The 21,569-nt window shown below is 48.8% G+C and carries 17 protein-coding genes; 11 read left to right on the top strand and 6 right to left on the bottom strand.

Going from position 1 to position 21,569, the window contains the following annotated elements:
- Positions 1-12: 12 nt before the first annotated feature.
- The 5 genes from EYB30_RS17625 (at position 13) to rplT (ending at position 4,607) form a co-directional block, all read left to right on the top strand.
- On the top strand, positions 13-1,254 hold the full coding sequence (locus EYB30_RS17625; RefSeq protein WP_166840710.1) for an EAL and HDOD domain-containing protein: 1,242 nt from the start codon (positions 13-15) through the stop codon (positions 1,252-1,254).
- A gap of 196 nt (positions 1,255-1,450) precedes the next feature.
- Positions 1,451-3,361 (top strand): threonine--tRNA ligase, encoded by a 1,911-nt coding sequence (thrS, locus tag EYB30_RS17620; protein WP_166840708.1) that lies wholly within the window; start codon positions 1,451-1,453, stop codon positions 3,359-3,361.
- Positions 3,362-3,401: 40 nt separating this feature from the next.
- Positions 3,402-3,944, top strand: a complete 543-nt coding sequence (gene infC / locus EYB30_RS17615; protein ID WP_166840879.1) for a translation initiation factor IF-3 — start codon at positions 3,402-3,404, stop codon at positions 3,942-3,944.
- 88 nt (positions 3,945-4,032) lie between these two features.
- Complete coding sequence (rpmI, locus tag EYB30_RS17610) at positions 4,033-4,230, top strand: 50S ribosomal protein L35 (RefSeq protein WP_027672243.1); 198 nt, start codon at positions 4,033-4,035, stop codon at positions 4,228-4,230.
- Between the two features lie 17 nt (positions 4,231-4,247).
- On the top strand, positions 4,248-4,607 hold the full coding sequence (gene rplT / locus EYB30_RS17605; protein ID WP_008219135.1) for a 50S ribosomal protein L20: 360 nt from the start codon (positions 4,248-4,250) through the stop codon (positions 4,605-4,607).
- A gap of 86 nt (positions 4,608-4,693) precedes the next feature.
- Here rplT and EYB30_RS17600 read toward each other — a convergent pair whose 3' ends face one another.
- The 3 genes from EYB30_RS17600 to upp are packed head-to-tail and all read right to left on the bottom strand — an operon-like array spanning position 4,694 to position 7,415.
- Positions 4,694-5,800 carry an META domain-containing protein gene (locus EYB30_RS17600; RefSeq protein ID WP_166840706.1) on the bottom strand — a complete coding sequence of 369 codons (1,107 nt, stop codon included), beginning with the start codon at positions 5,798-5,800 and terminating at the stop codon, positions 4,694-4,696.
- Positions 5,801-5,859: 59 nt separating this feature from the next.
- Entirely contained in the window at positions 5,860-6,750 is an 891-nt protein-coding gene (locus EYB30_RS17595) for an alpha/beta fold hydrolase (protein WP_166840704.1), read from the bottom strand.
- A gap of 38 nt (positions 6,751-6,788) precedes the next feature.
- Positions 6,789-7,415, bottom strand: a complete 627-nt coding sequence (gene upp / locus EYB30_RS17590) for a uracil phosphoribosyltransferase (protein ID WP_166840702.1) — start codon at positions 7,413-7,415, stop codon at positions 6,789-6,791.
- A 117-nt stretch (positions 7,416-7,532) separates the two neighbouring features.
- Between upp and EYB30_RS17585 the strand changes: the two genes are divergently transcribed.
- Positions 7,533-9,752, top strand: coding sequence for a S9 family peptidase (locus tag EYB30_RS17585; RefSeq protein WP_166840699.1), 2,220 nt, complete (start codon positions 7,533-7,535; stop codon positions 9,750-9,752).
- Positions 9,753-9,793: 41 nt separating this feature from the next.
- On the opposite strand, the gene EYB30_RS17580 is transcribed toward EYB30_RS17585, so the two are convergent.
- Together EYB30_RS17580 and EYB30_RS17575 are read right to left on the bottom strand one after the other, a co-directional pair.
- Positions 9,794-11,050 carry a cyclic di-GMP phosphodiesterase gene (locus tag EYB30_RS17580; RefSeq protein WP_166840695.1) on the bottom strand — a complete coding sequence of 419 codons (1,257 nt, stop codon included), beginning with the start codon at positions 11,048-11,050 and terminating at the stop codon, positions 9,794-9,796.
- A gap of 116 nt (positions 11,051-11,166) precedes the next feature.
- Complete coding sequence (locus EYB30_RS17575; RefSeq protein WP_166840691.1) at positions 11,167-13,767, bottom strand: TonB-dependent receptor plug domain-containing protein; 2,601 nt, start codon at positions 13,765-13,767, stop codon at positions 11,167-11,169.
- Between the two features lie 458 nt (positions 13,768-14,225).
- Between EYB30_RS17575 and psrA the strand changes: the two genes are divergently transcribed.
- From psrA to EYB30_RS17550, 5 genes are all read left to right on the top strand, one after another.
- Positions 14,226-14,924, top strand: a complete 699-nt coding sequence (gene psrA / locus EYB30_RS17570) for a TetR family transcriptional repressor PsrA (protein ID WP_166840688.1) — start codon at positions 14,226-14,228, stop codon at positions 14,922-14,924.
- A gap of 1 nt (position 14,925) precedes the next feature.
- Positions 14,926-17,241, top strand: coding sequence for an acyl-CoA dehydrogenase (locus EYB30_RS17565; RefSeq protein ID WP_166840686.1), 2,316 nt, complete (start codon positions 14,926-14,928; stop codon positions 17,239-17,241).
- Positions 17,198-17,839, top strand: a complete 642-nt coding sequence (locus EYB30_RS17560) for a GNAT family N-acetyltransferase (protein ID WP_241698080.1) — start codon at positions 17,198-17,200, stop codon at positions 17,837-17,839. The genes EYB30_RS17565 and EYB30_RS17560 overlap by 44 nt, the downstream gene beginning before the upstream one ends.
- A 145-nt stretch (positions 17,840-17,984) precedes the next feature.
- Positions 17,985-18,851, top strand: coding sequence for a PEP-CTERM/exosortase system-associated acyltransferase (locus tag EYB30_RS17555; RefSeq protein WP_166840679.1), 867 nt, complete (start codon positions 17,985-17,987; stop codon positions 18,849-18,851).
- Between the two features lie 45 nt (positions 18,852-18,896).
- Positions 18,897-20,549, top strand: a complete 1,653-nt coding sequence (locus EYB30_RS17550; RefSeq protein ID WP_166840674.1) for an FAD-binding oxidoreductase — start codon at positions 18,897-18,899, stop codon at positions 20,547-20,549.
- 27 nt (positions 20,550-20,576) lie between these two features.
- Here the strand turns inward: EYB30_RS17550 and EYB30_RS17545 are convergent, their stop codons facing one another.
- Positions 20,577-21,437 carry a PEP-CTERM sorting domain-containing protein gene (locus EYB30_RS17545; protein ID WP_166840670.1) on the bottom strand — a complete coding sequence of 287 codons (861 nt, stop codon included), beginning with the start codon at positions 21,435-21,437 and terminating at the stop codon, positions 20,577-20,579.
- Positions 21,438-21,569 lie beyond the last annotated feature (132 nt).

Below are 21,569 nucleotides of genomic sequence, written 5' to 3'. Positions count from 1 at the left end.
CCGGAGAGTCGAATGACGCATTCTCACGCCACCTCTGCAACACCACCGTTGTCACAAAGTTTGTTTGCTGCTCAGCCTATTTTTGATATTAATAATCAAAGAGTTGCAGTGGAACTGTTGTATCGGAATGATAATGGTGTGACCGCATTGGAAATCAGTGACAGTCAGGCGACAACCGAGCTCATTTATAACTTGTGTAGTGGTATTTCCGCGCAGATCGTGCAATACCAGGCTCCGGTTTTTATCAATGTCGATGCCGATTTTTTAATGTCGGGTAGTTTCTTGCCACTGGAGCCAGATAAAGTGGTTATTGAGTTGGTGGAGCGCATTATACCAACGCCGGAGTTTATCGCGTCAGTGTCTGCACTAAAGCAGCGGGGGTTCCGTTTTGCGCTGGATGATTTTGAGTTTACGCCAGAGTGGGAACCGCTAATTGCGCTGACAGATATTATCAAAGTAGATGTTTTAACGTGCTCAATGAGCAAAGTCCGTGAGCACATGCAGCGTCTGAAACGTTACTCTATTGACTGGTTGGCAGAGCGCATTGAAACGCAAGAGCAGTTAACGGAATGCAAAGCGCTGGGGTTTAACTTGTTTCAGGGGTATTTTCTGGCGCGACCTGAATTAGTCACGGGAAAAAGAGTGCCTGTTGCCACCTTGAAACTCGCAGAGCTGATAGACAACTTGTTTCAGCCCGAACCTGATATAGCCAAGCTAAGCCAACAACTTAATGATGAGCCTAATCTGGTGATCGGTATGCTGCGGATAGCCAATAGCCCTTTGTACCGAAAGACACGTGAGGTCAGTTCGGTCAAAGAGTTAATCGTTCGTTTAGGGCTGGATTTGGTCAGAAAGTGGGTGCTGATGTTTTCAGTACTGAATAACTGTAATCCAGCTGCCGCCAGTTTGGTGCTTACCCGTGCCTATACTGCCCAGCAGTTAGCTGATTACTGGCAGTTAAATGCTGCCGAGCAAAGCCAATACTTTTTAACGGCACTTATCTCAGGTGTTGATGTGCTGTTTGCCGTAGCACCAGAAGAGTTTGTTAGTGGTCTAAATGTGGCGGCAGAGATAAAACAAGCTATTTGCTCAGGTTGTGGTGGCGCAGCAGAGGCCGTTGCCATAGTGAAGGCCATTGAGCAATGCTATTCAATGAAAACCCTGGCAGATAATATTAATCCGCAATATTTTAGCTTGTACAACCAGCAACAGTTTGAAGTGCAGCAAAAACTCCGCTTGTTTGCTGGCGATTAGTATATGTCAAGTAATTATGGCTTTTAGCCACTACTAACACCTGCTACTATAGCCGCCAGTTTATTCGCCTAGCTGTCGGCACCTTCTTATGACTTTTCGTGTAAGTCATTAACTGACGGTGTCGTAGCGAGGGTGTCAGCCCTTTGTTTAAAACATGTGACCCTTGGTATGGGCCACCACTGTATAAGGATTTATCATGCCAGTTATTACTCTGCCAGATGGCAGCCAACGCGCTTTTGATCATGCTGTTTCTGTTATGGATGTCGCCAAAGACATCGGCCCCGGTTTAGCTAAAGCCACCATCGCCGGTAAAGTGAATGGCCAGTTGGTGGATGCCTGCGATCCTATTGAAACTGACGCTACCTTAAGCATTATTACCAGCAAAGATCAGGAAGGTCTGGAGATTATCCGCCACTCCTGCGCGCACTTATTAGGCCATGCCATTAAGCAGCTGTGGCCGAATGTAAAAATGGCCATAGGTCCGGTAATAGATAACGGTTTTTACTACGACGTCGATTTAGACCAGCCGATTAGCAGCGACGACTTGGCTAAGCTTGAGCAGCGCATGCTGGAGCTGGCGAAAACTGAATACGACGTTATTAAGAAAAAAGTCAGCTGGCAGGAAGCGGTCGATACCTTTAAAGCCCGTGGTGAGAGCTACAAGCTGGAAATTCTTGAGCAAAACGTCAGTAAAGACGACCAGCCGGGTTTGTATCACCACGAAGAATACATTGATATGTGCCGTGGCCCGCATGTACCGAATATGCGTTTTTGTCAGCACTTTAAAATTATGAAAGTGGCTGGTGCCTATTGGCGCGGCGACTCAAAAAACAAAATGTTGCAGCGTGTGTACGGCACTGCCTGGGCAGATAAAAAGCAACTTGCGGCTTATTTGCTGCAGTTAGAAGAAGCGGAAAAGCGCGATCATCGTAAAATTGGTAAGGCGCTGGGCCTATTTCACTGGCAGGAAGAAGCACCTGGCATGGTGTTCTGGCACAACGATGGCTGGACCATCTTCCGCGAGCTGGAAAGCTTTGTGCGCGAAAAGCTGGGCGAATACGACTACGACGAAGTAAAGGGTCCGTTAATGATGGACCGCGTGTTGTGGGAGAAATCCGGCCACTGGGAAAAGTATGCCGACAATATGTTCACTACCCAGTCTGAGCACCGCGAGTACGCCATTAAGCCAATGAACTGCCCGGGTCACGTGCAGATATTCAACCAGGGCTTAAAGTCGTACCGTGATTTACCGCTGCGTATGGCCGAGTTTGGCTGTTGTCACCGTAACGAGCCATCCGGTGGTTTACACGGTTTGATGCGGGTGCGTGGTTTTACCCAGGACGATGCGCATATCTTCTGTACCGAAGATCAGGTGCAGGCTGAAGTCACCAAATGTATCCAGATGGTATTTGATACCTACAGCACCTTCGGCTTTAAAAACGTCGCGGTAAAACTGTCAACCCGGCCGGCGCAGCGCATCGGTAGCGATGAAATGTGGGACCGCGCTGAGCAAGGCCTGATGGAAGCGTTAAAAGCCAACGATATAGCCTATGATTTACAGCCGGGTGAGGGTGCCTTTTACGGCCCGAAAATTGAATTTACCCTGCATGACTGCTTAGGCCGTGCCTGGCAGTGTGGTACTGTGCAGTTAGATTTTGCCTTACCGGGCCGATTAGGCGCGACTTTTGTCGCGGAAAGCGGTGAAAAGCAAACGCCAGTGATGATCCACCGTGCTATCTTGGGCTCAATTGAGCGTTTTATCGGAATTTTAATTGAAGAATACGCCGGTTTCTTCCCGGCTTGGTTAGCACCAACGCAGGTGGTGGTGATGAACATTACCGATAATCAGGCCGAATATGTACAAAATTTAGTAAAAACTTTCAAATCTCGTGGTATTAGAGTCATAAGTGACTTGAGAAATGAGAAGATAGGCTTTAAAATTCGCGAGCACACGCTTAAGCGCATTCCTTACCTTGTTGTCGTTGGTGATAAAGAAATGGAAGCCGGTGATATTGCACTGAGAACGCGCAAGGGTGAAGATTTGGGTAAAATGTCGGTTGAGGCTTTTGTAGAGAAGCTAACCACTGAGATTAAAACCCGGGTTTAACCAGGTTAAGCGATAAGAATAATTTTCGGAGGAACATACTATTAAAGTAGGAAAGAAGACATTACCTGCAAACCGTCCTAACAGGATCAATGAAGAGATTAACCTGCCAGAGGTACGGTTAATTGGTTTGGAAGGTGAGCAGCTGGGAGTAGTAAGTATTGCTGAAGCCATTCGTTTGGCCGAAGAAGGCGGCGCCGATTTAGTAGAAATTAGCCCGACAGCCGAACCGCCAGTTTGTAAGTTGATGGACTACGGTAAGTTCCTGTTCGAAAAGAGTAAAGCTCTGAAAGAGCAAAAGAAGAAGCAAAAACAGATCCAGATTAAGGAAATAAAATTCCGGCCTGGAACTGATGAAGGCGATTACCAGGTAAAACTACGCAACCTGCGTCGCTTCATTGAAGAGGGTGACAAAGCTAAAGTAACGCTACGTTATCGTGGTCGTGAAATGGCGCATACTGAGATAGGCATTGAGATGTTAAATCGGATTAAAGAAGATTTATCTGACATTGCCGTGTGCGAATCTTTCCCTTCACGGGTGGAAGGTCGCCAGATGATCATGATGCTGGCCCCAAATAAGAAGTAATAAGCGCTTTCAAGTGTAGCCCTGCTCTGTAAAGGGTGGGGTTGACGCCTTATTATTCGTTGTAATTTAACAATGCGAGTTTTTAACTATGCCAAAGATGAAAACCAATAAAGGTGCTGCGAAGCGTTTCAAAAAAACCGCTTCTGGTAGCTTTAAACGTAAGCAATCACACCTTCGCCACATCCTGACGAAGAAGACCTCTAAGCGTAAGCGTCAGTTAGGTCCAAAAACCTTAGTCGCTAAAGTAGACATCGCCGGCTTAGTCCGTTGCATGCCTTACGCATAATTAATTAGGAGTCTGACATGCCAAGAGTTAAACGTGGTGTAACGGCGCGCGCGCGTCATAAGAAGGTGTTAAACCAGGCTAAAGGTTACTACGGTGCCCGCAGTCGTGTTTATCGTGTTGCTTTCCAGGCTGTTATTAAAGCCGGCCAATATGCTTACCGTGACCGTCGTCAGCGTAAGCGTCAGTTCCGTCAACTGTGGATCGCGCGTATTAACGCTGCGTCACGTATGAATGGTCTGTCTTACAGCCGTTTCATTGATGGCCTGAAAAAAGCCTCTGTGGAAATCGACCGTAAGATTTTAGCTGACATCGCCGTATTCGACAAAGCAGCCTTTACTGCTTTAGTTGCCAAAGCGAAACAAGCCTTAGCCGCTTAATTTAAGTTGCTAATAAAAAAGCCACCTTAGGGTGGCTTTTTTTATACCGTTGCTCCGGCGCTATGTCATTTGAAGCGACGCTGCGGTTAGTTAACCGCAGGCTTAAATTGCAAAATCAGCTGATTATTTTTAAACAACTGCAGCTTGTCGCCGTTAACTTCAGCGCGATCTGCCGATTGCAGTGAGCGGGTAAACTGCTGCTCTAACTCACTACTGTCAGCGCAGAATTTACGGGTGCTAACCAGCGGCTGAATGCTCAACTGGCTGGAGCGCTGCTTATAGTTGCCGTTAAAGTTATTACAACCGGCAAAGCCATAAAGCCGCTCATTTTGATCAAAAATAACCCGTACATTTAATTGCTGCGGCACATATTGGTCGGTCAGTTTTTCTGCGCGCCAGACAATACCTTGCATTTTGCCTGGTGGCACCTGATCCGGGCAAACGGCGCCAGGCCAGAATTGCTCAAACTTATCAATAAATAAGGTACCAGCCTGATCGTCCTGGCCTCTGCGACCCAGTAGAGTGGCGATAACGGCCTGTCCTTGATAACGCTCGTCCTGTTGATACTGGCGCATTACTGGTAAATGGTGTTGGGTATTGGCGACATTTAACGTCTCACCGCTGCGACAGCTGGTAAAGCTGGCCTGATTATCGGTTAACTTATACAACCCCAACATGGCCTGACGGGTGTCGAGTTTTTTAAACTCAGCATCACGCTGCAATTGGTACTGCTCGTTGCCAGCGATAGGTTTATTGTTTAAACCTAACATGGCTAAACGTTGGTTAGATAAAAAATGAAAGGCCGGCAAAGTTTGCTGCTGATTAACCAGGTGCAGGCTGCGTTTCTCCAATAACCAAATGCCTTTGACCAGCTCTACCTGATTGCGCTCAAGATACTCCTGGCGCACCTCAAAGCGACCATCACGAAATAAATTCAGATGGTAGCTGATACCCGGACAATCGGCACAAGGTAAAGTACCGGTAAACGTCATATCACTGTCGACAAAGATATGCTCAAAGTCTGTTGCGACAGACTCGGTAGTGTCGGAATTTGCTATCACGACTTCTTCAGCGACGTCGGGCTGTGAGCTTTGGCCCGGCACAACCAGGGTATCAACTTCAGCACTGCGCTCAGAAGGCAACTGACTACAGGCTGACAACAGCAGTGCGGTAAACAATAAGCGCTTTTTCATCTGGGGTTCCAGGTTAAAATTTTCGCTATTATAACGGAATTCCTAAGCCGCATTAACTGCTATTTAAGCTTTGGATCCAGTGATTTGATCGCATCCCGCACTTGCTGTGCAGCTAATGTGGGGTGTTCTTGCATAAAGCAGTGGCCGCCACTGATGCTGGCTACACTGACGGCAGCATTACGTTTTTGCCATTTTTGCACAGCTTTGGCCACAAAGTCATAGCTTTTGTCACCATAAATAATCTGTACCGGCGGACAGGGCTGGGCTAATTGCTGCCACAGTTTGTCCGGATAAGAGGCAAAAATTTCCGCCTCGCGCTCTGGCTGGCATTTTAAACTTAAACCGTGTTCAGTCGGTTTTAACGCATGGTCGATATAGGCAGCCAGGGCATCGGCCTGCCAATTGGCAAACATGCCGCGGTTGGTCAGGTAATGTATGGCACTGTCACGATCGGGCCAGTGCTGGCGGCGACGTAAGGCGGCTTTGGCCAGCGGGTTTTTATGATACAGCCGCACTCCGTTTAACGTGCTCATCAGGGCTAGCATAGTGGGGGTAAATAATACCGGGTCCAATAAGATAGCCGCGCTAAACGGGCTTGGGGTGGTAGTATGAATTAACGCTGTTAATACGCCACCAAAACTGTGGCCGATACCATACACCGCAACACCTGTGTACAAGTGCTTGTGCGCTTGCCAGGCAGCCGCGGCCAGTTCGGCGCTTTTATTCCAGCCGACAAAAGGGCCGCCATGATCGCTGTCACCATGGCCCTGGGCATCGGATAAAAATAAATCAAAATCTTGTGCCAACTGCTGCAGCATAGGCTGATACATGCGACTGCAAAAACCATTGCCATGCAGCATATGCAATACCGGTTTGCCTCGTGTTTCGCTACGGTAACCGCGCAGGGTAAAGCCCATAGCGGTATGAAAAGACCACGGAACTAACTGCAAAACGGGCTCCTTATTTGTATGGTTAAAGCCGAAAATGGTTATTTGGTACCAAAGAGTTTATCACCGGCGTCACCCAGGCCAGGTAAAATATAGCCCTGCTCGTTCAGGCAGCGGTCAATGGCGGCGGTATAGAGTTCAACATCGGGATGTGCCTGTTGCAGCGCGCGAATCCCCTCTGGTGCAGCCACCAGCACCAGGGCTTTTATCTGCTTTGCGCCTTGTTGTTTTAACAAATTAACAGTGGCAATAAGCGAGCCGCCGGTGGCCAGCATAGGATCTACAACAATGGCCAGCCGCTTGTCTAAATCGGCGGCCAGTTTCTGAAAATAAGGCACCGGTTGCAAGCTTTGTTCATCACGATAAATGCCTACTACACTGATGCGGGCGCTGGGCAGCAGCTCAAGCACGCCATCGAGCATACCAAGGCCAGCTCTTAGTATCGGTACTATGGTAACCTTTTTGCCCTGAATTTGTTCAATGCTTACCGGGCCGCTCCAACTGTCGATGCTAACCTGTTCGGTGGCCAGATCGCGCGTGGCTTCGTACGTCAGCAAACTGCCCAGTTCGGCCGCCAGCTGGCGAAACTGTTTAGTGCTGATGTCGGCTGCACGCAGCAGGCCAATTTTATGTTTAACCAGCGGGTGTTTCACTTCGGTCAGTTTCATGTGTTTAATCCTCTGTTTAGCGCAGATTAGCCTGTCGCAAGCGGCTTTTTCTTGCAGTTTAGTGCGAAGCATTATACAAACGGCAGGCACAATTAAAGCAAGAACGCAGGGACACTAATGCAAGTTAAATTACCACGTTTTTTACTGACACTCAGTTTATTACTCGGAGGCGCCGGTATGGCAGATGCAAAGCAACTGGAATTGGAGCGCTTGTTTGCTGATCCGGCACTGAGTGGCACCACACCTCGCTCACTAACGATGGCGCCGGATGGCAGCCGGGTTACCTATTTAAAAGGCAAAGCCGAGGATGCTAACCGTCTTGACTTGTGGCAGTACCATATCAAAGACGGCAAACACAGTCTGCTGGTTGATGCCGACAGTTTAGTTACCGGGGCAGAAACCCTGTCGGATGAAGAAAAGGCCCGCCGCGAGCGGATGCGCTTGTTTGCGTCTGGCATTATTAGCTATAGCTGGTCGAAAAACAGTGATGCTTTGTTGTTTCCGTTAAATGGTGATTTGTACTACTACGAACTGGCCGGAAAAGCGGCAAAAAAACTGACCAACACCAGCGAGTTTGAAACCGACGCGACGATTTCGCCCAATGGCCGTTATGTGGCCTTTATCCGCGCACAAAACCTGTTTGTGCTGGATATTGCCAGTGGCAAGGAAAGCCAACTAACCTTTGATGGCGGCGGTGAGATTAAAAACGGCATGGCCGAATTTGTTGCCCAGGAAGAAATGGGCCGGATGACCGGCTACTGGTGGGCACCGGATGACAGTAAAATAGCCTTTACCCGCACTGATGAGAGCGCTGTGGCAGAGGTGGTGCGTAATGAAATTTATGCTGATGAGATTAAGCTGTTTAACCAGCGTTACCCATATACCGGCACCGCCAACGCGAAAATTCAACTGGGTGTGGTGAGCCTTAGTGATGGCAGCGTGCAATGGATCCCACATGGCGATAATGAGGATATTTACCTGCCGCGGGTAGAGTGGAGTAAAAGTTCACGCTACTTAAGCTATCAGTGGCAAAGCCGTAATCAGCAACAACTTGAGTTGCGACTGGTTGATTTGAACAAAAATCAGCAAAAAGTGCTGCTGACAGAAACCAGCAACACCTGGCTGAACCTGCACGATGATTTGCATTTCCTCAGTGCAGAGCAGGGTTTTATCTGGGCATCTGAGCGCAGCGGCTATAAGCATCTGTATTATTATGACTTTAACGGCAACTTAATGCGCCAGCTCACCTCGGGCGACTGGGTGGTTGATGAGCTGGATGCGGTGAATGAAAAGCAGGGCATGGTGTACTTTAGCGGCCGCAAAGATACCCCGCTGGAGCGCCACCTGTATCAGGTCAGTTTAAAAGACGGCAACATTAGCCGCTTAACCGAAGCGGGTTTTGACCATGCGCTAGTGGTAGCCAAAGACGGCAGCAGCTTTATCGACAGTTTTTCCAATGTCAGTACACCCAATAAGGTGGCACTGCGTGCCATTGACGGCAAGGTGCTGACCTGGCTGGAGCAAAACACCCTTGATAACACGCACCCGCTAACGGCTTATCATGCCGAGCTTAACCCGCCGCGCTTTGGCACTTTACAGGCTGAAGATGGGCAAACGATGCATTACCGTTTGTTTGCGCCGAAAACGCTGACTGCGGGTAAGCAGTATCCGGTGATCGTCAGTGTTTATGGTGGGCCACATGCACAGCGCGTGACTAATAGCTGGAGTGCCCGTGACTTATACCTGCATTATCTGGTGCAGCAGGGCTATCTGGTGTTTCAGCTGGACAACCGCGGCTCTTATAACCGGGGCAAGGCCTTTGAAGATCCGATCTATAAAAAGTTAGGCGAAGTGGAGCTGCAAGACCAAATTCGCGGCGTAGAGTATCTGCGCAGCCTGCCGTATGTGGCCGCCGATAAAATTGCCATTTACGGCCACAGCTATGGCGGCTATATGGCGATAATGGCGATGTTTAAAGCCAGTGATTATTTTGCTGCGGGTGTATCGGGCGCACCGGTCACAGATTGGGCTTTGTATGATACGCATTATACCGAGCGTTATCTGGGCCACCCAGCAGAAAACGCTAAGGGCTATACCGACAGTGCGGTGTTTCCTTATGCTGATGGCTTAAAAGGCCGCTTGCTGATTTACCATGGTATGGCCGATGATAATGTGTTGTTTACCCACAGCACCAAGCTGTACAAGCAGCTGCAGGATAAAGGGTTAATGTTCGATATGATGAACTACCCGGGCAGCAAACATTCAATGTTTGGCCAACCGGTGCAAACGCATTTGCATAAAAGCATAACGCAGTTTTTTGACCGTTATTTAAAGTAAAAAAGCAGGCCGGTGTCAGTACCGGCCTTTCTTTACGCCTGTCAGGGCTTGCCCTGAAGATGATAGCTAACCTGGGCTCTGGGGTTGAGGTATTCTGCAACCTGTTGCGGTAGATGTTGAATTTTCAGTACTTTACTAATACTTAGCTTATCTGCATCCAGGGTCAGTACCGGTGCTTCTAAGCGCGGTACATCAGCGTCGTATACCATTACGTTCGGGCATAACAGGTTGTCGCTGTTAACGGACATAACAATACCGACCCGCTGGTCCGATAGCTGCACTATAGTACCTGGTGGGTAAACGCCCATCATTTTAATCATCACCCGCATTTCCAGCTCAGGCAGTTTACCTTTCATACTGCGATACATATAAGATAGCGCGTGGTGCGGTGAGCGGGCTTTGTTGATATCCAGTGGATGACACAGGTTATCAAAGGCATTGACGACACAAACAATGCGGGCAAGTTTATCAATTTGTTTCTCTTTTAACCCCTTCGGGTAACCGGTGCCGTCAATTAATTCGTGATGCTGCTCTATAATAGGCCAGGCCTCAAGTGGAAAGGTATCGGTCAACCCCACCAGTTCAACACCATAATGAGTATGTAGTTTTAGCAGGTTTTGTTCCGGCGCAGTCAGTGCGGTGGTTTTGCGTAATATTTGCGATGGAATTTTAAGCTTGCCAATATCATGAAACAGCGCTCCCATGCCGACAGCTTTTATCTCTGAGGCACTGAGTTTCAAATTTTTTGCCAGCATCATTGATAAGGTGGCTACGTTCAACGCGTGATAATACAAGCCTTCCTGCTCTTTATTGGCAGCGGAGATTAAATGCAGTATCAGCGAGTCTGCACCCAGTAATACATCGGCCATTGCGCTGATAAGGCTGCTGGCATCGTCAATCGCATTCAGCGGCCGGCCTTTTATCTTGCTCATTAATGCCTTTACCTGGATCAGCGATTGGGCGAAGGCTTTTTCGGTTTTCTGAATATCGCGGCGGTTAGCTTTGGCTTGCTCTATCCGCTGCATTTTCTCCTGCTGTAGCTTTATTTGCGCCTCATTGGCCGCCATATTAAAGCTGGCCAGCTCATCGTCGGATAGCTCAGGCGGTTGCGCCAGTTTTTTGCTTTTATCGGGATAAAAATAAACATAGTCCAGATTTAATGCGCGGATAATTTGTAATTGCTGATGGGTTTCGATCACCATATCACCAGACAAAAAAGGATGCTGCATCCAACTGCCGGGCAACTTCACGGCATAGCCCAGTTTTAACTCTGCTGGCTTAATTTTTAATACAGACAACCAAGATGCTCCAAAGGCGATAACTTTAAATAGTTTAAGCCCGTTAACTGACAATACCAATGATACAGAACAAAAAAAGGCCAGAAAACTCTGGCCTTGGTTGTGGTAACGGCGCTTTAGAAGCGAAGGGTGTAGCGCACCGTCCACAGGCTGCCTATCCAGTCATGCACTGAGCTGGCGTAGCCATTAGTCGGCGAGGACGCATAAGGTGGCTTCTTGTCGGTCAGGTTGCGTACCGATAACAGCAGTGATTGGTTGTCGTCAATGTCATAACCCAGACTGGCGCTAAATACCAGCCAGGCGTCTACGGTTTCGTTGCCCCCAAATTTAAAATCGCCATCACCCAGCTCACTGATATAGTGGGCTGAAACACTGGCAGACCAGTTATTCAGTGTCCAGTCTGTGCCGATGTCAGCGACAAAATCTGGCCGGGCGATCTCGTTGGCCCCACTGAGCTTGCCAAGTAAATCTTCTTTGGCACTGTCCGGCGTAACCTGGCGTTCATAGCTAAAGGTTTTGGTACCGGCCGCGAACAGTTTAAAGCTACCAAGGTTGTTGGTGTCAATACGGTAGTTTACTTTAACATCAAGGCCATCGGTTTCCTGGCTACCTACGTTAAAGAAGCCGGTACGTAAAAAGGTCAGGTCGCCGCCGGCATCCAGGACACAGCCAAATTCGCCGTTTAATGCCGCTATGTTATCTGTAACCGGGGCGGTACCGGCGATACAGGCTTTTAGCGTGGTATTAGCATCAACATCAACGATATCAGTATGTTCATAACGCCAGTAATCTGCGGTAAGTTGCAGGTGTTCTGTCAGGTTCCAGGAGAAACCCAGGTTAACGGCTTCTGAGTTTTCGGCACCCAATCCCCGGTTACCCAAAGTTTCCTGATCCAGCTCCAGCTCGCCGAATGAGGCACCAAAGTCACCGCACAGGGCATCAAAAGGCTGCTCAGCACCACAGTTAATATAGGCTGTACCTAAAGACTCACCAGCACCTAGTTGCGACAATGACGGCGCACGGAAGCCGGTGCTCCAGGAAGCACGCATAATCAGATCGTCAGTAGCGCGATAACGCAATGACAATTTCGGATTAACGTCACCGCCAAAGTCGCTGTAGTGGTCATAACGCAGGGCCGCAATTAAATCCAGACTGTCGCTCAGTGGCACATTAAATTCAGCATAAGCTGCGTACTGTGTACGATCAGCTTTGGCGTCGCTGGCGCCCAGGGCAAATACACCATCCTCTTTGGCGATTTGCGCGGGCTGGTCAAAAATATCTTCGCTACGGAATTCACCGCCGAACACGGCGCTGATATTACCGGCGGAGAGTTCCAGTGGTAAATCACCGGCAATATTGAAATCAACTGAAAGTACTTCAGACTCGCCAAGCCTTGGTGCCAGTTCACGCACCGCAGCAAACGCCGTTTCGCTGTTATCCCGGCCCAGGTTAAACGGATTAAAGCTACCGCTGGCAATGCCCGCAGCCACTTTATCTTTGCCTAAATAGCCTTGCACATGAGTAATTTCGTTTTCAGTTTTGCCATAGGTGGCTGCAGTTTCCCAAGACCAGTCGGCCAGTTCGCCCCGTAAGCCAGCTAGTACCCGGTAGCTGGTCGTGTCGTAATCCTGGATACGTGTTTCGCCGAAGCGCGAACGCAACCGAATGGCGTTGACTTCGCCGTCTTGCGCATCGATATCGCGCGCCCATTGGGGCACCAGCACAGAGTCGCCGTCGACATCAATATCAAAGGCCGCGGCGGCGTCGTAAGCTGAACCGGTATTATTTTGCAACATGGCTTCGGCAAAAAATTCGTTGCCGTTACTCAGGCGGTAGTTGTGGTGTAATGTCGCGCCCAGCGCTGTGGTATCAGGCTGAATGGCACGTTCAATAACGTAGTCATAGCGGCAGCGTGTGCCGCCACTGCTGGTATTGTCACCACACCAGGGTTCTGCATAGTCCACGCCGTCTATGGTTGTGCGGGTGCTGGATGTCAATGTCACTTCAATTGGCCGGTCGCTGTTAAACAGCGCTTCACGATCAAAATAGTCAATCACCAATGTGGTGTTGCTGTTGGTTGTGTTAAAGCCACCGACATAAGTCAGGTTAGTGCGGCCAAAGTTACTGCTTTTGGTATCGTCACCATATGACGCCGAAATTTCATGGCCTTCAACATCTTTACGCAGAATAAAGTTAATAACACCAGCAATGGCGTCAGAGCCATAAACCGATGAGGCGCCATCGGTTAATACTTCTATGCGCTCCAGCGCAGACATTGGAATGGAGTTGACGTTAACAAAAGAATCAAAACCATTGGTAAAAGAGTCAACTGCCACCCGGCGGCCATTTACCAATACCAGGGTAGAACTGCTGCCCAGACCACGTAGACTTACACCTGACGAACCCGCTGGCGCACCATCGGCACCACCAACACCACCGTTTTCGGTAAAGGTACCTGCGCTGGACGCCTGGGGTAAGTCACGCAGGAAAGAGCCGACACTGTCATAGCCACGGTTCGCCATGTCTTGCCGGCTGAAGATTTGCACCGGGTTGGCGCCTTCCATATCCACGCCTTTTAAGCGTGAGCCGGTTACCTGGATTTTTTCTATTTTTTCCAGTTCTACGGCATCCTCTGCTGCCTGCACAGCATAGCCAGATGAGGCCATTAACATGGCCATACTTAGGGTAGATAGCTTCATTTTTGCTTTAACGTACATACACATTCCTCTGGATAATAAACGCTGCCTTAAATGGCAGTCTGATTAAAAAGCAGTAAAAATGCGTCTTAGCAGCGGGATCTGCCATACACGGCCTGATCGCATAGCGCGATGACCAATCAGATCAGCAAATGGATAGCAAGATTGCCCTCTGCCAGACGCAGAGGGAGAACTAATTATTGAACCACTCGGATAAGTAGTAGGGAGAGACGTAATAGCCGTAATGATTAACTGCACATTTTTGCATCGTTACGTCTCCTGTAGTAATGGGGTAGGTTATAGCCAGTTAAGCTCGCGGATCTGCGCGTCAGTGTCAAGCGCTTTTTAACAATTGGCTGAAATGTACCCATATTGCTGCTTATTCTACGACTGAGGTAAGACCAGAAGTGGATTTGTCGCTTGACAGTTGGCATATTCAAACGTACATTTCAAACACTTGTTTAAATATTGGTTTGGTTATGTCGAACAAACTCAGTACACAGCATAAAATACTGGATGCGGCACAAAGCCTGTTTGCTGAAACCGGCTTTAATGGCACCTCTTTGCGGCAGATTACCAGTCAGGCGGAGGTAAACCTGGCATCGGTGAACTATCATTTTGGTTCGAAAAAAGAGCTGATCCAGGCGGTGTTGCAGCGCTATCTGGTGGTGTTAATGCCAAGGTTAGATCAGGAGTTTACCCGACTGTTAGCAGCGCAGCAGCCTAATAGCCTGAGCCAGGTGTTGTCGGTGTTTGTAAAGCCGCTGCTGGAATTAAATAAAGTGCATTCGCACGGCACTCGTATTTTTTTGCAGCTGTTAGGGCGTGGCTATACCGATGTGCAGGGGCATTTGCGCTGGTTTTTTAACCATCATTATGGCCGCGTACTGGATAAGTTGGTGCTGTTGGTGCAGCAGGCCTGTCCGGATTTGCCGGCCAGCGAGCTGTTCTGGCGTTTGCATTTTTCGCTCGGTACTGTGGTGTTTACCATGGCATCCAATGAAGCGCTGGCCGAAATTGCCGAAGCTGATTTTAATGAAAAAGTCGATATTGAAGGCGTCATTTTACGCCTGTTGCCGTATTTATCTGCTGCCATTGCAGCACCCGTACCCCAAGTTGCTCAACTTAGTCAAACTACAAGTCAAACCGCGCCGCTGATGGCGAGTGAAGGAAGGTAATATGTTAGTCCTGTTAATATTAGTTGTTGCTGTGGCGGTGATTTTTGGCGTTGCCGATATTCGCCGTAATCTGATCACTAAACCGGTATTTACCGTGTTTAAAAAGATCTTACCGCCCTTGTCAGATACCGAACGCGAAGCTATGGAAGCCGGTGATGTGTGGTGGGACGGTGAGTTATTCAAAGGTAAGCCAGACTGGCAGCAACTGCACAGTTTCCCTAAGCCTGAATTGAGCGCCGACGAGCAGGCCTTTATGGACAATCAGGTTGAAACCCTGCTGGCAATGCTGGATGACTATAAAATTGTGCAGGAACAACGTGACCTGCCAGCCGAAGTGTGGGACTTTTTAAAGCGCGAAGGTTTCTTCGCCATGATTATTCCTAAAGCTTATGGCGGCCGCGAATTTTCTGCTATCGGCAACTCGACCATAGTGTCGCGCATTGCTACCCGCAGTTTGACGGCGGCCGTTACCGTTATGGTGCCAAACTCGTTAGGCCCGGGCGAGCTGCTAATGCACTATGGCACGCAACAGCAAAAAGATTTTTGGCTGCCAAGTTTAGCCAACGGCACTGATGTACCTTGTTTCGCCTTAACCGGGCCGGAAGCAGGATCTGACGCCGGGGGTATTCCGGATACCGGTGTGGTGTGTAAAGGTGAATTTGACGGTAAAGAGGTACTGGGGATCCGGTTAAACTGGGACAAGCGTTATATCACGCTGGCACCGGTGGCAACGGTGCTTGGCCTGGCGTTTAAACTGTACGACCCTGAGCAGCTGTTAGGCGACAAAGAAGAGCTGGGTATTACCTGTGCGCTGATACCCACCAGCCACAAAGGTGTTGAAATTGGTGACCGCCATTTCCCTATGAATATGGCCTTTATGAACGGTACGACCTACGGTAAAGACGTATTTATTCCGTTGGAGTGGATTATCGGTGGACCGGATTACGCCGGTCGTGGCTGGCGTATGCTGGTAGAGTGTCTGTCTGCAGGGCGGGGTATCAGCTTACCTGCTCTGGCGACGGCCACCGGACATTTAGCAGCACGTATGACCGGCGCTTATGGTTATGTGCGCCAGCAGTTTGGTATGTCTATCGGTAAGTTTGAAGGTGTCCAGGAGTCGCTGGCACGCATCGGTGGCTTAACGTATAGCCTTGAGGCGATGCGGGTAATGACCGCCGGCGCTATCGATATGAAATTAAGCCCGAGCGTGGTCACGGCGATTGCCAAGTACCACATGACCGAGATGTCGCGCACCTTAATGAACGATGCTTTTGATATTCATGCCGGCCGCGCAATTCAGGTTGGGCCGAAAAACTATCTGGCTCACGGCTATATGGGCATTCCCATTTCTATCACGGTGGAAGGCGCCAATATTTTAACTCGCAACCTGATGATTTTTGGTCAGGGCGCCACCCGTTGTCACCCTTATGTGCTGGCAGAGTTGGAAGCGGCGGCAAACCCGGATGCAGAGCAGGGCTTAAAACAGTTTGACAGCTTGCTGCTGAAACATATTGGCTTTGCTGTGGGCAATACCTTTGGCGCGCTGTGGCAGGGTTTGAGCGCCGGTGCTTTTAACAGTGCACCTGTATCGGGTGAAACCGCTAAGTATTACAAGCAGCTTAGCCGGATGAGCCGGGCATTGGCGTTAAGTGCCGATTTCTCGATGCTGATTTTAGGTGGTGAATTAAAGCGCCGTGAAATGTTGTCTGCCCGCTTAGGTGATGTGCTAAGCCAGTTATATATTGCCTCAGCAGTACTGAAGTTTTATGAAGACAGTGGCCGTCAGCAGTGTGATTTACCTTTTGTGCATTACAGCCTGGAGCGCGCGCTGTTTGAAATTGGCCGTGCTTTTGATGGTTTCTTTGCTAACTTCCCTAATCGTATTGTCGCGCGGCTGTTAAAGACACTGGTGTTTCCGTTTGGTATAGGTTACAAAATGCCGGGTGATGATACCGCTATTCAAATCTGTGAGGCCTTATCTAAGCCTGGCGTGGTGCGCGATCGTTTAACGCATCTGTGTTATATCGGTGCAGATGAAAACGATGCTACCGGCCTGATGGAGAGCGCTTTTGTTGCTATGTATGAAGCCCAGCCGCTGCTGAAGAAAATTTATCAGGCGCAGCGCGCCGGGACTCTGGCACGTAAGCAGCCAATGCAGCAGACCATAGAGCAGGCGTTGGCCGCCCAGGTGCTTACCGATGCCGAGGCTGAACAGTTGACACAAATGAATAGCCTGCGTTTTAGCGCTATTAGTGTTGACAGCTTTAAAGCTGGTGAGCTGGAAGCGATGGCGCTGGGCGCTACTGACGCCGCGTAAACAACTTGCTACACTAAAACGCCGCCAGGGTTGTGCCTTAGCGGCGTTTTTTTATTACCCAACACTGTTGTTGGATGATGTGTTATTAATGGAGAAAATTATGTCTGCACAGATCAGCCTACGTTTGGCTACGCAAGATGACCTTGCCACCATTTTAAGCTTTATCAAAGGGCTGGCAGAGTATGAAAAATTATCGGATCAGGTCGTTGCAGATGAAGAAAAGCTAAGGGAAACCTTATTTGGCAGCAAAGCCTATGCAGAAGTCGTCATTGCTGAATATCTGCAGCAGGCTGCTGGGTTTGCGTTGTTTTTCCATAATTACTCGACCTTTTTAGCCAAACCCGGCATTTATCTGGAAGATTTATTTGTATTGCCGGCGTTTCGTGGTAAAGGCCTGGGTAAGTTACTGCTTAGCTACCTGGCTAAATTGGCGGTTGAGCGCAATTGTGGCCGGCTGGAATGGTCTGTATTGGACTGGAATCAACCGGCGATTGATTTTTATCAGTCTCAGGGTGCCCAACTGCTGCATGATTGGCGCATTAACCGGCTTACTGGTCAGCAGCTTGTCGCGCTGGCACAACAGTATCCGACGTCCTGACACTGTGGTATTTTTTGCGTAGCGCCTGAAATATCGTGCCGGCAAAAATAAGCCGATTTTGGTGTGGCAACTCATCTAACTCAGACTAAGCTAAGTAGAGTTATTTCCCGTATATTGCTTGGTCTGAAGGATCAGAGGAGTTCCCATGAAACGTTTAAAAGCGCTGGCAGACAAGCCAATTATTGGTGGTGTGGTTAAAAAAGCCATGGCGTCATTGGCTAGCAACGATGCGAAAACCATTTCCGAGCATTTCTCACAGTACTTAAAGCCGCAAATTGCCGATACTGAACAGTTAAAGCATGAAGTGTATAAGCTGCGGCATAATGTCTACTGCGAAGAGCTGCATTTTGAAGATGTAAAAGCATCTCACGAAGAGCACGACGAGTTTGATAGCCGGGCCATCCATTGTTTTGTCCGGCACTTAGGTTCAAATGCGCTGGCGGGCACCGTAAGGCTTATTACGTCGGCAAATGCAGATCAGCTATTACCGATAGAACAGTTTTGCTCACATGCCCTGACCGATGCCAATTTGCATCCGAAAGATTTTGGCCGGCATGAAATTTGTGAGATTTCCCGTCTGGCGGTACCGGCGGCGTTTAGAAAGCGTGAGATAGATAAATTTTCTGGTGCGGCGACAGGGGCCATTAATGAGCAGCAATATTCTGAGACCGAGCTGCGCTGCTTTCCCTATATTGCAATATGTCTATATTTGTCTGCAGCAGCCATGTCATTGAAGACAAAGCGGTTTCATGTTTTTGTGATGATGGAGCCCCGGCTGGCGCGCAGTTTATCTTTTGTGGGTATTATGTTCCGACAACTGGGCGCAGCGATTGAGTTTCATGGCAAACGCGCACCTTATTATGTCGATGCCCGCGAGCTGAAACGCACCCTTAGCCCAGGCTATCTTAAGCTGCTCCATTCCATGGAGGCGTCGCTCTTTAACACTCCGGCACAGAAATCCAGCCCGGGTTCGGCGAAAAGTGCACCTGGCAATGCCATTTTGCTACGCTAATCTATTTGGCCCCGGCGTGAGATAGCAGCCTTACAGTAGAAATGTATGAACGAAATATGTCTGAATGAAATTAGCCGGGTGCTGAGTGCTAACAGTGTATTGCTGAGCACACCAGAGCAACTGCAGCCGTATCAACTGAATTGCGAAGGGCGTGATGCCAGCGTCAGTGCAGTGGTAAAAATTGCCAATAAAGCCGACATCAAGGCGATTTTGCTATTGGCAAATCGGTTAGCTGACACAGAGCAGGCGTTTTCTGTTTATCCGATTAGCACAGGGCATAATTGGGGCTACACCTCTGCATTGGCAAATGACAGCCGTTCAGTGTTACTGGATTTATCGGCGCTAACTAAGATCAGCCTGAACAGTAAATCACTGGGGCTAGTGACGGTAGAGCCTGGTGTCACCCAGCAAATGCTATGGGACTTTTTCCAACAACAGCAATTACCTTTTTTAGTGCCTGTTACCGGTGCCGGGCCGTCGTGCAGTATTTTGGCCAATGCGTTGGAGCGCGGTTATGGTATTACACCTTTTACCGACCATTTTGCCGCGGTAAATAGTGTAAAAGCTTATCTGGCAGATGGCAGCTTTTATCAATCTGCTATCTCAGAGCTGGACCAGTCTGGTAGCGATTTTATCGATAAAACCTTTAAATATGGTATCGGACCTTATCTGGATGGCATGTTTACCCAATCAGGGTTTGGCATTGTTACCGAGGTTACGCTGCGGCTAAAAGCCCGGCCGCAGGCGTTTGACTCATTTTATATTCAGTATGCTGCTGACAGTGATTTTGAATCTGCCGTTACCACGGCTTTTACGATTTTGCAGCAGTTAGATGGCATTGTCGGTTCAGTTAACCTGATGGATCAGCGCCGCTTGTTGTCGATGATGGCGGATAACCCTAATGGTCGCGCTGTTCATAAGGCAATGAGCGCAGAGCAGGTTCGGCAGCTGGCAAAACAATACGACACGCCAGGTTGGATGTTAGTTGGTACCTTGTATGGTCAGAAAAGTGTCGTCAAGGCTGCCCGTAAAGAGGTTAAAGCCTTTGTGGCGGGTAAAGCGAAGCGGATTATTTTTTCCGAGGGGGCTTTGTTAACCGTGGCAAGGCGGCTGCTGGCATGCTTACCTGCGACCTGGCTGACAGAGATCCGCGGTATGCTAAGCACATTGGATAAAGGCATAGAAGTGATGCTGGGTAAACCTAACCAGGTGGCGTTGCCTTTAGCCTACTGGCGTAACCCGACCTATCAGGCAGGCACTGAGCTTAACCCGGCTGCCGATGGCTGCGGCCTGTTGTGGTATGCGCCGCTTATTCCGATGGATAAAGTGGCGATGCGCCGTTTTATCAGTATGGTAAGAGAAATATGCCCCAAGTACGGCATAGAGCCGCTGATTACCTTTACCAGTTTAAAATACGATACGGTGGATAGTACTGTGCCTATAGTGTTCAACCGGCAGGATCCTGCTGCTGTGGCGCAGGCGCAACAGTGTCTGCAAAAGCTGGTCAACACCGGCTTAAAACAGGGCTGGGTACCTTATCGGTTAAACCTGCAGCAACAACAGCAGTTACTCGACCAGAATAGCGTATTTTGGCAGTTTGCCGGCCAACTAAAGCAAGCGGTTGACCCGCACGATATCGTTAGCCCCGGGCGCTACCAACCGGGTTACTTTAGCAAAGCAGATAAAAAAACCCTGTAATAACAGGGTTTTTTTACAGGACAACAATTATGCTTTTCTGCGCATTAAGCGTAAGCCTAATAAGCCGGCACCAAACATAAACAGTATGCCAGGCTCAGGGATAGTATTGGCTAATACTGCACCGTTACCACCTGATGAAAAGCGTGAGTTTAAGTTGATATCAATTGGGTTGGTACCAAAATAAGCACTACCATTATAGGATAACAACGCAGGGTCAAAATTGTCTGCTGCCTGACCACCAATAATATTGAAGGTTGCAGAAACAAAACCTGACGCCGCACCTGAAATTAAAGAGGTAAATTGTAAATCAGCAAATGATAAGTCCAGCCAGACGTTGCCGTCATGTGCGTTAGCTGGCATGGTGCCGGCATTTAACGTTGACACTGGGATAGCAAAATCCGGGCTGCTGTCGACATAAATTCTTGCCCAGGCGTTGGTTAAATCAAATGACAGATCGTCAAATAATTCTAAACCACCAAAAGCAAATGTCAGCTCACAACCTGGGCAAAAACTACCCAAGGCACCACCAAAGGGGTCGGCAATGGTGACATCATTTAAAGGGTCATTAACCTGATAAAACTCACCTGCACCACTTAAAAAATAGCCGGTAGAATCGCCAGGACCGCCACCTAAACCACCTGCGGCTAAAACATCACCAATGGTAGCGGCACTGGTAGCACTGCCTAATGAGCCCAGCGGATCGGAAACTGTGCTATACCACTGGGTGAAGTTGTAGCGACCAATAAAATCTTGCTCTGATGCCGGATCACCGCCATCTGTCCAATCTGGATCCCAAACCACACCACCAACATTTATTTCGCCAGCTTGCGCAGCGAAACCGGACATAGCAAGTACAGATGCTGCGGCCAGTGTTTTTAAATATTTCATAACGAGCTCCTTGTTATACATATAAAGTTACAACACCCTTACATTAAGCATTATCCGTGCCTGAATTTAATTTTTTTTAACTTTATGAATTATATGAAGAAAAAAGAATCGCTGAGCAATGGTCTTGGCTAG

The sequence above is a fragment of the Rheinheimera pleomorphica genome, from assembly GCF_011634895.1.
Taxonomy (GTDB): Bacteria; Pseudomonadota; Gammaproteobacteria; order Enterobacterales; family Alteromonadaceae; genus Alishewanella; species Alishewanella pleomorphica.
The sequence above is the reverse complement of the archived record's forward strand: the minus strand, read 5'-3'. Positions and strand labels throughout refer to the sequence as shown.